The 13,007-nt window shown below is 60.1% G+C and carries 9 protein-coding genes; 8 read left to right on the forward strand and 1 reads right to left on the reverse strand.

The annotated features are described in order from the left end of the window. The first annotated feature begins 185 nt into the window (after nucleotides 1-185). From ACQ4WN_RS18515 to ACQ4WN_RS18535, 5 genes are all read left to right on the forward strand, one after another. Nucleotides 186-914, forward strand: coding sequence for a response regulator (locus ACQ4WN_RS18515; RefSeq protein WP_436552849.1), 729 nt, complete (start codon nucleotides 186-188; stop codon nucleotides 912-914). Further along, complete coding sequence (locus ACQ4WN_RS18520; RefSeq protein WP_436552850.1) at nucleotides 911-2,269, forward strand: ATP-binding protein; 1,359 nt, start codon at nucleotides 911-913, stop codon at nucleotides 2,267-2,269. The genes ACQ4WN_RS18515 and ACQ4WN_RS18520 overlap by 4 nt, the downstream gene beginning before the upstream one ends. A gap of 87 nt (nucleotides 2,270-2,356) precedes the next feature. Further along, nucleotides 2,357-3,538 carry an efflux RND transporter periplasmic adaptor subunit gene (locus ACQ4WN_RS18525; protein WP_436552851.1) on the forward strand — a complete coding sequence of 394 codons (1,182 nt, stop codon included), beginning with the start codon at nucleotides 2,357-2,359 and terminating at the stop codon, nucleotides 3,536-3,538. Further along, a complete protein-coding gene (locus ACQ4WN_RS18530; RefSeq protein WP_436552852.1) occupies nucleotides 3,535-6,645 on the forward strand; it encodes an efflux RND transporter permease subunit in 3,111 nt (1,036 codons plus the stop codon). Before ACQ4WN_RS18525 ends, ACQ4WN_RS18530 begins: the two co-directional genes overlap by 4 nt. Before the next feature lie 361 nt (nucleotides 6,646-7,006). Further along, the gene (locus ACQ4WN_RS18535; protein WP_436552853.1) at nucleotides 7,007-7,813 is read left to right on the forward strand and encodes a hypothetical protein; all 807 of its coding nucleotides are present in this window, start codon (nucleotides 7,007-7,009) and stop codon (nucleotides 7,811-7,813) included. Between the two features lie 71 nt (nucleotides 7,814-7,884). On the opposite strand, the gene yihA is transcribed toward ACQ4WN_RS18535, so the two are convergent. Then, nucleotides 7,885-8,628: a ribosome biogenesis GTP-binding protein YihA/YsxC gene (yihA, locus tag ACQ4WN_RS18540; protein WP_034753234.1), complete on the reverse strand. Its 744-nt coding sequence runs from the start codon at nucleotides 8,626-8,628 to the stop codon at nucleotides 7,885-7,887. Nucleotides 8,629-8,814: 186 nt separating this feature from the next. Between yihA and ACQ4WN_RS18545 the strand changes: the two genes are divergently transcribed. From ACQ4WN_RS18545 to ccsB, 3 genes are all read left to right on the forward strand, one after another. Next, on the forward strand, nucleotides 8,815-9,486 hold the full coding sequence (locus ACQ4WN_RS18545) for a c-type cytochrome (protein ID WP_436552854.1): 672 nt from the start codon (nucleotides 8,815-8,817) through the stop codon (nucleotides 9,484-9,486). A gap of 183 nt (nucleotides 9,487-9,669) precedes the next feature. After that, nucleotides 9,670-11,766 (forward strand): cytochrome c biogenesis protein ResB, encoded by a 2,097-nt coding sequence (locus ACQ4WN_RS18550; RefSeq protein WP_436552855.1) that lies wholly within the window; start codon nucleotides 9,670-9,672, stop codon nucleotides 11,764-11,766. A gap of 49 nt (nucleotides 11,767-11,815) precedes the next feature. Next, on the forward strand, nucleotides 11,816-12,967 hold the full coding sequence (gene ccsB / locus ACQ4WN_RS18555; RefSeq protein ID WP_436552918.1) for a c-type cytochrome biogenesis protein CcsB: 1,152 nt from the start codon (nucleotides 11,816-11,818) through the stop codon (nucleotides 12,965-12,967). Nucleotides 12,968-13,007: the final 40 nt, after the last annotated feature.

Raw genomic sequence — 13,007 nt, forward strand, 5'->3', positions numbered from 1 at the left:
GGATTCCTTTGTAAAAGATGAGGGATGTACATATTGCTGCACATGAAGCCATGTTGGACGTGCCATGTTTCCCCGAAGTGTCCGCTGCCAGACAGTTTGTATCTAACTGTTTCTTCGGGTCTCCTATATACAAGACGATACAAATGCGCTGTGCAAGGGTGGGGGAAGTGGGGATAATTCGTACCATGGAACCCACTTCTACAATTCTCATCGTCGACGATGACCGCGACATCCGCAGCTTGCTGGCGGACTACCTGGAAACGAACGCCTACCGCACCCTGGGCGCGGCAGATGGCACGGCCATGTGGAAAATCCTCGACGAAACGCGGCCCGACCTGATCGTGCTCGATTTGAACCTGCCTGGCGACGACGGCCTGACCTTGTGCCGCAAGCTGCGTGCCCAATCGACGGTGCCGGTGATCATGCTGACGGCGCGCAATGAGCCGCTGGACCGCATCCTGGGCCTGGAAATGGGCGCCGACGATTATTTGCCGAAACCGTTCGAGCCGCGTGAATTGCTGGCGCGCATACGCAGCGTGCTGCGCCGCAGTCACGCCATGCCGTCGAATGCCCCGTCCGACATGGCGCAGCAAATCCGTTTTTCTGGCTGGACCCTGGACCTGACGGCGCGCCACCTGCTCAATCCCACCGGGCTGGTGATCATGCTGTCGGGCGCCGAGTTCCGCCTGTTGCGCGTGTTCCTGGAACATCCAAACCGCGTGCTCAACCGCGACCAGCTGCTGAACCTGACACAGGGGCGCGACGCCGACCCGTTCGACCGTTCGATCGATATTCAGATCAGCCGCCTGCGGCAAAAACTCGGCGAAGATGCCCGTTTGCCGCAAATCATAAAGACCGTGCGCAATGGCGGCTACGTGCTGGCCGGCCAGGTCAATGTGGAGCCGCACGCGTGAAGGCCTTCCTGGGGTCGATGACGGGCCGTGTATTCATGTTTCTGCTGATCGGCATCGTCGCTTCGGCTGCGCTGACGCAGTGGCTGGCCGTGGGCGAACGCCAGCGCGCCATCGAGCAATATCGCGACTACCACGCCGTCGAGCGAGCCGAGCAGCTGGTAATGGCGGCCGACGTGGTGCCGCTGGCCTCGCGCGCGGCCTACCTGAAGGTGGCCAACAAGGGCAGCGTGCGCCTGGAATTGCGTCCCGACAAAGAACATGTGCCCGGCGCGCCGACGGAATTTTCCAGCGCCCTGCAAGCCAAGCTGGGCGAGGGTTTCAAGGTCAGCGCGCTGGCCGAACGCCCGGAAGCCTGCGTCAAGCCACGCCAGTCGCCGGGCATGTTTGGTGCCAGGCCTTGGGGCGGCACCTGCGAAAACCTCGACGTGCGCATGCAGGATGGTCACGTGCTGCGACTGATGGTCTTGCCACCGCGCCAGCAGCCACCGTTCAATGAACATAACGACTGGATGACCCTGCTGCCTTTCCTGATCAGCATCGCCATCCTCGCTTACCTGGTCACGCGCATGACGATGCGTCCGCTCAAGCAACTGGCGCAGGCGGCGAAAGACCTGGGTAACGACATCAACCATCCGCCGCTGACCCTGTCGGGCGCCGGCGAGATCCGCCAGGCCAGCGCTGCCTTCAATGCCATGCAGGCGCGCATACGCCAGCACATTTCCCAACGTACACAAATGCTGGCCGCCATCACGCATGATTTGCAAACGCCGCTGACACGCTTGCGCTTGCGCCTTGAAAAAGTGGCCGATACGGAGTTATATGAGCGCCTGGTGGGCGATCTGTCGGCCATGCAGAGCATGGTCAAGGAAGGGCTGGAGCTGGCCCGCTCGATGGATAGCACGGAAGCGATGCAGGCGCTCGATCTCGACTCCCTGCTCGACAGCGTCTGCTCAGACGCGGCCGATGCCGGCCAGAATGTGACCCTGGCCGGGCAGGCCGGCATGGCCTTGATGGCGCGTCCCATCGCCATGCAGCGCTGCCTGGTGAACTTGATCGACAATGCCGTCAAATATGGCCTGTACGCGCAGGTGACCGTCGAGCGCATCGCCGGCGCGGCCCGCATCCGTATCCGCGACGGCGGGCCGGGTATTGCGTCAGATCAACTGACCAAGGTATTCGAACCGTTTTACCGCATCGAAACCTCGCGTTCGCGCGAATCGGGCGGTACGGGCCTGGGCTTGACCATCGCGCGCAACATCGCCGAGCAGCATGGCGCCACGGTATTGCTGGCCAATCATGTCGACGGTGGACTGGAAGTCACCCTGATCGTGCCAGAGTATTACGCTGGAAAGTGAGCATTTCCGTGCGACAATATTGTGCTTTATACCCCCTGGCAACTACATTCAACCTGCAGCCTTGCGCTGCAACAGCATGACAGAACAATGAAAAAGACTAGCCTGGCAATCCTCGTGGGTGCGGCCCTGTGTATCGGTGGCGGTATCTGGTATTTCAATCATCAGTCCGGCGTGGCGGCCGGTGGTCAGGATGGCAAAGGGGGCAAGGGCGGCAAGGGCGGGCCGGGACCGACGACGGTGAGCGTGGTCGCGCCGCTGCGCCAGGATGTGCCGATGCTGCTGCAAGCCAATGGCAGCGTGACGCCGATCAGCAGTGTCGATCTGCATCCGCAGACGACCAGTACGATTACCAAGGTGCACATCCGCGAAGGCCAGTTCGTCAAGCAGGGCGAGCTGATGTTCACGCTGGACGCCCGCAGCGAGCACGCGAACGTCGACAAGGCGCAGGCGCAACTCTTGCGCGACCGCGCCTCGGTGCTGGACCTCGAACGTCAGCTCAAGCGCAGCCAGGATTTGCTGAGCAAGAACTTCATCGCCCAGGGCGCCGTGGATACCCTGCAAAGCCAGCTCGACGCGGCACGCGCCTTGCTGGCCGCCGATCAGGCCGCCTTGCGCGCCGCCCAGGTCGACTCCAGCTACACCGTCCTGCGCGCGCCGCAGGGGGGCAGGGTGGGCGCCATCAATGTGTACGCGGGCAGCCTGGTGCAGCCGACTACTTCGCTCACCAGCATCACCCAGCTCGACCCGATCGATGTGGTATTCACCTTGCCGGAAAGCAGTCTGTCAGGCTTGCTGGCGGCGCAGAAGGCGGGCGAGGTGGCGGTCAAGGCGCTGCTGGCCGATGCAGGCGGCAAGCAACTCGATGGCAAACTGAACTTTATCGACAATGCCGTCGATCCTGCCACCGGCGTGATCAAGATCAAGGCCCGTTTCAATAATGCCGGCACCGACCTGTGGCCTGGCCAGTACGTGAATACGCAGCTGACCGTGCGCACGCTCAAGGATGCACTGGTGGTCCCGCAAAACGCCATCATTACGAGTACCTCCGGTACCTTCGTGTACTCGATGGAGGCGGACAATACGGCCAAGATGCGCAAGATTGCCCGCGTGTATGCGTTCGGCCCGAATGCCGTCGTCACCGGATTGAACGGTGATGAAAAAGTCATCGTCGATGGCAAGCAAAACCTGCGTCCGGGAAGCAAGGTACGCCTGGTGGAAAAGCACAAGGCTGCCGATGGCGCCGCCGCACCGCAGGGCAAGCCAGCATGAACCTGTCCGAATTGAGCATTCGCCGCCCCGTGATGGTGGTGTTGTTGTCCCTCTCCATCATTCTGGCTGGCGTACTGGCCTATCGCCACATTCCCGTGGCGGCCTTGCCGAGCTATAACACGCCCGTCATCAACGTCAGCGCCGATCTGGCCGGCGCCAGCCCGGAAACCATGGCCTCGTCGGTAGCCTTGCCGCTGGAAAAACAATTTTCCACCATCTCTGGCCTCAGCCTGATCACCTCCACGAGCACCCTGGGCAATACTTCGCTGACCCTGGAATTTGACGCCAGCATCAATGTCAACGAGGCGGCCGTCGACGTGCAGGCGGCCCTGCTGCGCGCGCAGCGCCAGTTGCCGACGGAAATGACGGATTTGCCATCCTATCGCAAGGTTAACCCGGCCGATGCGCCCGTACTGTTCATCCAGATGACGTCGCCCTCGCTGAACTTGTCGGATTTAAATGACTATGCGGAAAACCTGATTGCGCCCAGTCTGTCGACCTTGCCTGGGGTAGCCCAGGTCATCGTGAATGGCCAGAAGCGCTTTGCCGTGCGCGTGCGTGCGCGTGCCGACCTGATGAATGCGCGCAACTTGACGATGGACGAACTGGCTGTTGCCTTGCGCACCTCGAACACGAATTCCCCGCTGGGCATCCTCGATGGCCCGAGCCAGACGCTGACCATTCAGGGCAATCCGCAGATGATGAAGGCGGCCGATTTTGCCGAACTCATCGTCGCCAGCCGCAACGGCCAGCCCGTGCGCCTGAAAGACGTAGCCGAGGTGGAAGACAGCTTTCAATCGATCAAGGCCGTCGGCAGTTTCAATGGCGAGCGCTCGATCAGCCTGATGGTGCAGCGCCAACCGGACGCCAATACCGTGCAAGTAGTCGATGGCGTGCGCCGTTTGCTGCCGGGCTTCAAGGAACAATTGCCGCAGTCGATACAGATCAGCCTGGTCAACGACCGTTCGCTGTCGATCCGCGAAGCCATCCATGACGTCAACCTGACCCTGGCCCTGACGGTGGTATTGGTGGTGCTGGTGATCTTTTTGTTCCTGCACCGCGCGGCGGCCACCTTCATTCCGGCCGTCACCATGCCGATTTCCCTGCTCGGCGCCCTGGCCCTGCTGTACTGGCTCGGCTATAGCCTCGACAACGTTTCCCTGCTGGGCATTACCCTGGCCGTGGGCCTGGTGGTCGACGATGCCATCGTGGTGCTGGAAAACATCGTGCGCCATATCGAGATGGGCAAGAAACCGATACGGGCGGCCCTGGACGGGGCGAAAGAGATGGGCTTTACCATCATTTCGATTTCCGTCTCGCTGGTGGCCGTGTTCATTCCCATCTTCTTCATGCCGGGCGTGATCGGCCTGCTGTTCCATGAGTTCGCCGTCGTCGTCTCGCTGGCCGTGCTGGTGTCCGCCGTCGTGTCGCTGACCCTGGTGCCGATGCTGGCCAGCCGTTTCCTGCCGGCCGATACACGCGAACACAATGACAGCGACCCCACGCATGGTGAAAAGTCCTTCATCGGCCGCCACTTCGAGGCCGGATTCACGAAGTTGCGCAACGGATACGTGCATCTGCTCGACAAGGCCCTGGCGCACCGCAACGTGGTGCTGTTCATCGCCTTGTGCACTTTCGCGCTGACGGTGCTGTTGTACGCCACGATACCGAAAGGTTTCTTCCCCGAGGAAGACCTGGGCCAGATCCAGGTGAATACGGAAGCGTCGGAGGATATTTCCTCGGCGGCATTGCAGGATTTGCAGGCACGCGTGGCGGCCGTGCTCAAGGCGGACCCCAGCGTGCAGGATGTGACCTCGTTCGTCGGTGGCGGCAACACGGGCCGCATGTTCATGGTCTTGAAGCCGCGCAACGAACGGCCGAAAATGCCCGTGGTGCTGGAAAACCTGCGCCGCGCAACGAGTACCGTGCCCGGCATGGCCGTATATTTCCGTCCCGTGCAAAACTTGCAACTGGGCGGACGCCAGAGCAAGAGCCGCTACCAGTACACCTTGCAAAGCGTCAGTCCCGATGCCTTGAATGACTGGGCGGAAAAGTTTATTGCGGGCATGCGCGCCGATCCCGCTTTCCGCGACGTCACCAGCGATTCTCAGATCAAGGGCTTGCAGGCGTCCCTGCGGATCGACCGCGACAAGGCCAATCTGTTGGGCGTGCAAATGTCCGATATCCGCACGGCCCTGTACAGCGCCTTTGGCGAGCGGCAAGTGTCGACCATCTATTCTTCGGCGGCCAGCTATTACGTGATCCTGGAAGCGGCCACGGCGGACCGCCAGTATGACGATGCGCTCACGCGCGTGTCCGTGCGCAGCAAGTCGGGCGAGCTGGTGAAACTGTCGAGTATTGCCTACGTGGAACGTACGATTGGTCCCACCTCCGTCAATCACCAGGGACAGTTGCAGGCCGTGACGATCTCCTTCAACCTGGCACCGGACGTGCCGCTGGGTGTCGCCACCGGCAAGATCGACGTGATGGGCAAGGACATGAGCTTGCCGGCTTCCATCATCACGCGCTACGGCGGCGACGCGGCCGTGTTCCAGGATTCGCAGGCGAGCCAGATTATCCTCATCATCGCCGCGCTGGCCGTGATCTATGTACTGCTCGGCGTGCTGTATGAAAGCTACATCCACCCGCTGACCATCCTGGCCGGCTTACCGTCGGCGGCCGTGGGTGCCTTGCTGACCTTGCGCCTGTTCGGCATGGACCTGACCATGATCGCCATCATCGGTATTTTGATGCTGATCGGTATCGTCAAGAAAAACGCCATCATGATGATCGACTTTGCCCTGCATGCGCAGCGTAACGAGGGAATGAGCCCGCCTGAAGCCATCCGCCAGGCTTGCATCCTGCGTTTCCGTCCCATCATGATGACGTCGGCGGCGGCCCTGATGGGCGCCTTGCCCATCGCCCTGGGCCTGGGCGCCGGCGCCGAGCTGCGCCAGCCGCTGGGCCTGGCAGTGGTCGGTGGTTTGCTTTTTTCACAAGTGATTACCCTGTTCATTACCCCCGTCATCTATTTGTTCCTGGATAAGTACAGCGGCACGGGACCGGTGACGGATGAGCAACTGGTCGCACTCGACAACAAGGCTTGAGCGCGTGCGTGCCCCGTGGGCTCTTGACCGGCGCCCCATTCCTGCGTGAATGGGGCGCCGGTTTTGTATGGGCAGTGATACATACGGTAACAACCGTCAAGAGACGGCTCGGGTACTCTGTTTAGCGCTGCAAGGAATGTCGCTATCCTGTACGCTTCGGGTTGGAAAGGCCGAGGAAGTGTTCCCAAAAGCAAGGGACTCTGGCACTATGGCTGCCCTGTAATGTTATTTCTTCGCTACACAGAAAGCACGATTCATTTTGCATGACACGACCCATTTGATGGCTGCCGATTCCGATGTTTGCCCCACCTGTGGGCAAGTAATCCAGCCACCACCGGCCTACGGGTCCAGGACCAGCACCATGCGCAAGGTTGCGCTCGGGGTGTCCGTCTTGCTGCACGTGCTGCTGGCGGCGTATGCCTTGTTGCGCAGCGACAAGATCGAAAAGATTCCGCCGCCGAAGAAGGAAAGTGCGATGGTCTACATCGCGCCGCTGAAGGACAAGCCGCAACCGAAGCCGCAGCCGAAACCCACGCCGAAACCGAAGGACACGAAAGTGGCCAAGGTGAAACCGCCGCCGGCCCCGAGCAAGCGCGTGGTGAGCAAGGACGTACCGCGCGACAAGCCGAAACTGGAAACATACACGCCGCCGCTGGTGTCGAAAGTACCGTTGCCGCCACCACCGGCTGAAGACATGAGCTCGATGATCGAGCAGCGCCGCAAGCAGCGCGAGGCGCAGAATCCCACGCCACCGGCCGAGGAAAGCGAAAACGACCGCGCCATGCGCGTGGCCAAGGCGAATATCGCCGGTGCCCAGGGGCGCAATTCCGGCAGCGACCGCGAGGATTCGGGTGGCGTGTTTTCCATCGTCAACCAGACGTCGTTCAGTGCCGAAGTCAAGTTCAAGGGCTGGAATGGCAACTTCAAGCGCAATTGGCTGAAACAGGAAAAAGTCGAACTGGGCAATGAGCCCGATATCGAAACAGCCATCATCAAGAAGATGATCCAGCTGATCCGTGCCGAAAAGCCGGGCGACTTCGTATGGGAATCGCGGCGCCTGGGGCGTAATGTCAACCTCAGCGCCCGCGTGGAAGACACGGCCGAGCTGAGCGCTTTCCTGCGCCAGGAATTCTTTTCGGAGAAGCGGCCAGGACCGGGACGGCGCTAGGAACTCGCTGCAATAAAAAAGGCTGCACCGTGTGAACGGGCAGCCTTTTTTTTACGCAGCGTTGATGTCGATCAAGCCGGTTTGTCGGTTCCCGCTTCCGGTTCGACGTCGTCTTCCATCTCGATCAGTTCGACCATCTGGGCCGCGCCATCTTCGCTGATGCCGGCCAGTTCCATGATCTTGTCGTTGGCTTCGTCGATGCCGACGCGTTTCAAGGCCGAGAACAGTTGCACGGTGAACGGGAAGCCGACACCGTCTTCATCCACATAGCTGTCGAGCTTGGCTTTCGCCTGGCGCAGCGCGTTGACCGACTCATTGCGGTTCAGCTTATCGACTTTCGTCAGGATGCAGTGGATCGGCTTGCCCGTCGGGGCGAACCATTCCAGCATCTGGATGTCCAGGTCGGTGAACGGACGGCGCGAATCCATGATCAGGATCAAGCCGGCCAATTGTTCGCGGCGTTGCACGTAGTCGCCCAGCAGGCGCTGCCAGTGCAATTTGGCCGAGCCCGAGACTTCCGCGTAGCCGTAGCCCGGCAAGTCGACCAGCAGGCATTCGATCTCTTCGACGATGGTGGCATCCTTGCGGTGTTGCGCCACGTGGGCGCCGCCGATGGAGAAGTAGTTGATGTGCTGGGTACGGCCAGGTGTCTTGGAGGCGAACGCCAAGCCTTTCTGATTACACAAGATGTTGATGGCGGTCGATTTACCGGCATTGGAGCGGCCGGCAAAAGCGATTTCCGGCACCGTGGTATCGGGCAGGTCACGCAATTGGTTGACGGTCGTAAAGAAGCGGGCTTGCCAGAGTTTTGACATGGGAGTAGTAAAGCAACAAAATGGAGCGATAAGGGAGCGATAACGCCAAGAAGCTATTGTACAATAAGGGATTGTTAATTGTTGCCGGCGTAGCAGCGATGCGGCTTGCGGCCCTGAAAATAAATCAAAAATCTCAGGAGCGCGGCAATGTCCACCACTAATTTCTCACTGTCTCAGGGTGCCTGAATGAATCGTGCGTTTTCACCGTTTATCCAATCCATGCTGCTCGCTTTGCTGGCTGTATCGGCAACTGCTTCTGCGGTCGAAGCACCGAAACCGGCCGTCAAGGCCGACGCTGCCAAGGGTGCTACCCTGTACGCCGATGGAGATGCGGCGCGCGGCTTGCCTGCCTGCGTATCCTGTCATGGTGCTGCCGGCAACTCGACCATCACGGTCAACCCGAAGCTGGCCGGTCAGCACGAAAGCTATATTTACAAGCAACTGGTCGACTTCACCACGCCGGAGCGCAGCCAGCCCGTCATGACGACGTACGCGAAGATGCTCAGCGATGCCGACAGGAAGAATATCGCCGCCTACCTGGGCGCGCAGGTCTCGAAGCCGGGTGCCGCGAAAAACAAGGATACGATCGACCTGGGCAAGAAAATCTATCGTGGTGGCATTGCTTCCAAGCAAGTTGCTGCCTGCGCCAGCTGTCATGGCGCGACGGGCAATGGCATGCCCGTTCAGTATCCGCGCATCGCCGGCCAGCATCAGGACTACACGGTGGCACAGCTGGCCATGTTCCGCAGCACCAAGGCCGACGCCCGCAAGAACAGTGCGCAAATGCACACCATCGCCGCCCGCATGTCGGACGACGAAATCGCTGCCGTGGCCGACTATATCGCCGGCCTGAAGTAAGTTTTCATAGTGGCAAGAGATTGCCAGGCGCACCAGCGCGCATGAAGAGGGCGGCCGTCTCAACGGGCTGCCCTTTTTTATGACAGGGGTCAAACAGGAGTATGCTGCCGCCTTGCGCGGAGAAACTATCTGCTCCATGCCACATTTTCTTGAAGATTGCATATCCCGTATGAGTATCAACGTATGAGCACAGGCACGACCGGAATAGAGTTAAAGACCAAACGCCGCAATCTGGCTGAATTTGTCGAGCTGGTCTCGTCGATGCGCTTTGCCATCAGCTTGCTGACGCTGATCGCCGTCGCCTCCATCATCGGCACCGTGCTCAAGCAGAACGAGCCCATGCCCAATTATGTGAACCAGTTCGGTCCGTTCTGGTTCGCCGTCTTCGACAAGCTGAGCCTGTATTCCGTGTATTCGGCCTGGTGGTTCCTCGTGATCATGGGTTTCCTCGTCGCCTCGACCTCGCTGTGCATCGTGCGCAATGCGCCGAAGATGCTCAAGGATATGCGTAGCTGGCGCGACAATGTGCGCGAGCAATCCTTGCGCAATTTCCACCACAAGATGGAGTGGCAGGCGCCGCTGCCGCGTGCCGTGCTGGCGCAGCAGATGGTGATGCGCCTGAAAGACAGCGGCTATGCAGCCAAGGTGGTCGAGAAGGACAATGCCACCCTGGTGGCGGCCAAGCGGGGCGCCGCCAATAAATGGGGCTATATCTTTGCCCATGGCGCCATCGTCATTATTTGTGTGGGTGGCTTGCTCGATTCGGAAATGCCGATCCGCGTACAGCAATGGTTCTTTGGCAAGACGCCGTTTTCCGGCAGCGGTGTGATCGCCGACATTCCCGCCCAGCACCGTTTGAGCCTGTCAAACCCCACTTTCCGCGGCAACACCATGATCCCGGAAGGCTCGTCGAGCAACACGGCCATCATTCCCCAGGCCGATGGTGTGCTGATCCAGGATCTGCCGATCACGATTTTGCTGAAGAAATTCCATATCGATTTCTACAGCACGGGCATGCCCAAGCTGTTTGCCAGCGATGTCGTCATCACCGACCATGTCACAGGTGAAAGTTTTCCAGCAACCATCAAAGTCAACCAGCCGCTGCTGTACAAGGGCCTGGCCCTGTACCAGTCCAGCTTTGAGGATGGCGGCAGCAAGCTCAAGTTGACTGGTTTTCCCATGACGGGCAAGACGACGAAGCGCTTCGATATCGGCGGCGAAGTGGGCGGCAGTACGCCGCTCGAGCGCAGCGACGGCAATTCCTACACGGTGGAATGGTCGGGTTTCCGTCCTTTCAACGTGGAAAACCTCAGCGCCGGCCAGGATGTGCGCGCCGTCAGCAAGGCGGAGAGTTTCAACGATAAATTTGCCGTCGGCCTGGACAAGCGCCTCGGTTCGGCCGCGAAGAACGCGAATAACAAGGATCTCAAGAATGTCGGCCCCTCGGTGCAATACAAATTGCGCGACAAGACGGGCCAGGCGCGCGAGTACCAGAATTACATGCAGCCTGTCACCGTGGATGGCACGACGGTGTTTCTGGCCGGTATGCGCGTCAACCCCAGCGACCCGTTCAGCTATCTGCGCATTCCCGTCGATGACAATTACAGCGTGACGGAATGGATGCGTTTGCGTGCCGCGCTGCAAGATCCGGCGCTGCGCCAGCAGGCCGCCACGCGCTATGCGGCGCGCGCCATGCCGCAGGCGAACGCGGAAGCCTTGCGCGGCCAGTTGCAGGAATCGGCGGCGAAAAGCCTGGGCATCTTTGCCGGCAATGGGCAAGAGGGCGGTTTCCTCGCCATTTCGCGCTTCCTGGAGAAAATTCCCGCCGCCGAGCAAGAAAAAGCGGCCGATATCTTCATGAAAATCTTGAATGGCAGCCTGTGGGACTTGTGGCAGGCGGCGCGCGCCCAGGATGGCTTGAAAGCCATCGAGGCCGATGACAAGCACGGCCGCTTCCTGCAACTGGCCACGAATGCGCTGTCCGACAGCTTCTTCTATGGTGCGCCCGTGTATCTGCAGCTGGACGAGTTCACGGAAATCAAGGCCTCCGTGCTGCAAGTGACGCGTTCGCCGGGCAAGAGCGTGGTGTACCTCGGTTGCCTGTTCCTCGTGATCGGCGTTTTTTCCATGTTTTATATCCGCGAGCGCCGCCTGTGGGTGTGGATCAAGGATGGCGAAGGCGGCAGCGAAGCGCTGATGGCCATGAGCACGCAACGCAAGACGCTGGATTTTGAAAAAGAATTTGAGACTTTGAAGGCAAAGCTGCCGCAATCGGCGTAAGCTGCGCTGTGTCCGGGACGCTTGCGCGTCGCCGGGATTGGAGAAAATGATGGAATTGGCAAACAAGCAAATATATACGCAGGAACCAGGATTTTTCAAGCGCCTGAGCCTGATCGATTGGCTGTATGGCGCCGGCTTGCTGGCGGCATCCCTGTTCGGCCTGATGCGCTTTGGCGCCTTCATGGATATCTATGAAAAGGCCATCTTGCTGGCAGCGGCGCCCACGTTTGCGTGGCTAGGCTGGTACTGGAAGCCTGTGCGCTGGCTGATCCCCCTGGCGGCCGTGCTGTCGCTGTTCGCCATCGAGCTGTACTCGGGCCATCTGGAGATGGCGAATCAAAAATTTTTCCTGAAATATATCCTGTCGAGCCAGTCCGCCATCCTGTGGATGGGCACCCTGTTCGTACTGTCGACCCTGTTCTACTGGATCGGCCTGGTAGCTCGCTCGGAATTCGGCTCGTCCGTCGGCTCCCTGCTGTGCTGGGCCGGCGTGGTGCTGGGCCTGACGGGCATGCTGGTGCGCTGGTACGAGTCGTACCTGATCGGTGCCGACGTGGGCCATATTCCCGTGTCGAACCTGTATGAAGTGTTCATCCTGTTTTCCTTGATCACGGCCATGTTCTACCTGTATTACGAGCAGCATTATGCGACGCGCCAGTTGGGCGCCTTCGTCATGCTGGTCATTTCGGCGGCCGTCGTATTCCTGATGTGGTACACGGTCACGCGCGACGCTGCGGAAATCCAGCCGCTGGTACCGGCCCTGCAAAGCTGGTGGATGAAGATCCACGTGCCGGCCAACTTCATCGGCTACGGCACGTTCGCCCTGTCGGCCATGGTGGCGGCGGCGTACCTGCTCAAATCGAGCGGCTACCTGGTCGACCGCCTGCCGTCGCTGGAAGTGCTCGATGACGTCATGTACAAGGCCATTTCCGTGGGCTTTGCTTTCTTTACGGTAGCGACCATCCTCGGTGCCCTGTGGGCAGCCGAAGCGTGGGGCGGTTACTGGTCGTGGGACCCTAAAGAAACCTGGGCGCTGATCGTCTGGCTCAACTATGCAGCGTGGCTGCACATGCGCCTGATGACGGGCTTGCGCGGTCGCGTTGCCGCCTGGTGGGCGCTGGTGGGCTTGCTGGTGACGACGTTTGCGTTTTTGGGCGTCAACATGTTCCTTTCTGGTCTGCATTCTTACGGCAAACTTTAATGACAGAAGCGTCATGAACGGCCCGGGAAAACTGGTGTAA

The sequence above is a fragment of the Janthinobacterium pasteuri genome, from assembly GCF_051380775.1.
Classification (GTDB): Bacteria; Pseudomonadota; Gammaproteobacteria; order Burkholderiales; family Burkholderiaceae_D; genus Janthinobacterium.

Coding starts and splice junctions, on each gene's coding strand:
- ACQ4WN_RS18550 (WP_436552855.1), top strand. CDS start 9,670: ATGAGCACAGGCACGACCGGAATAGAGTTAAAGACCAAACGCCGCAAT.
- ACQ4WN_RS18535 (WP_436552853.1), top strand. CDS start 7,007: ATGCGCAAGGTTGCGCTCGGGGTGTCCGTCTTGCTGCACGTGCTGCTG.
- ccsB (WP_436552918.1), top strand. CDS start 11,816: ATGGAATTGGCAAACAAGCAAATATATACGCAGGAACCAGGATTTTTC.
- ACQ4WN_RS18515 (WP_436552849.1), top strand. CDS start 186: ATGGAACCCACTTCTACAATTCTCATCGTCGACGATGACCGCGACATC.
- ACQ4WN_RS18530 (WP_436552852.1), top strand. CDS start 3,535: ATGAACCTGTCCGAATTGAGCATTCGCCGCCCCGTGATGGTGGTGTTG.
- ACQ4WN_RS18525 (WP_436552851.1), top strand. CDS start 2,357: ATGAAAAAGACTAGCCTGGCAATCCTCGTGGGTGCGGCCCTGTGTATC.
- yihA (WP_034753234.1), bottom strand. CDS start 8,628: ATGTCAAAACTCTGGCAAGCCCGCTTCTTTACGACCGTCAACCAATTG.
- ACQ4WN_RS18545 (WP_436552854.1), top strand. CDS start 8,815: ATGAATCGTGCGTTTTCACCGTTTATCCAATCCATGCTGCTCGCTTTG.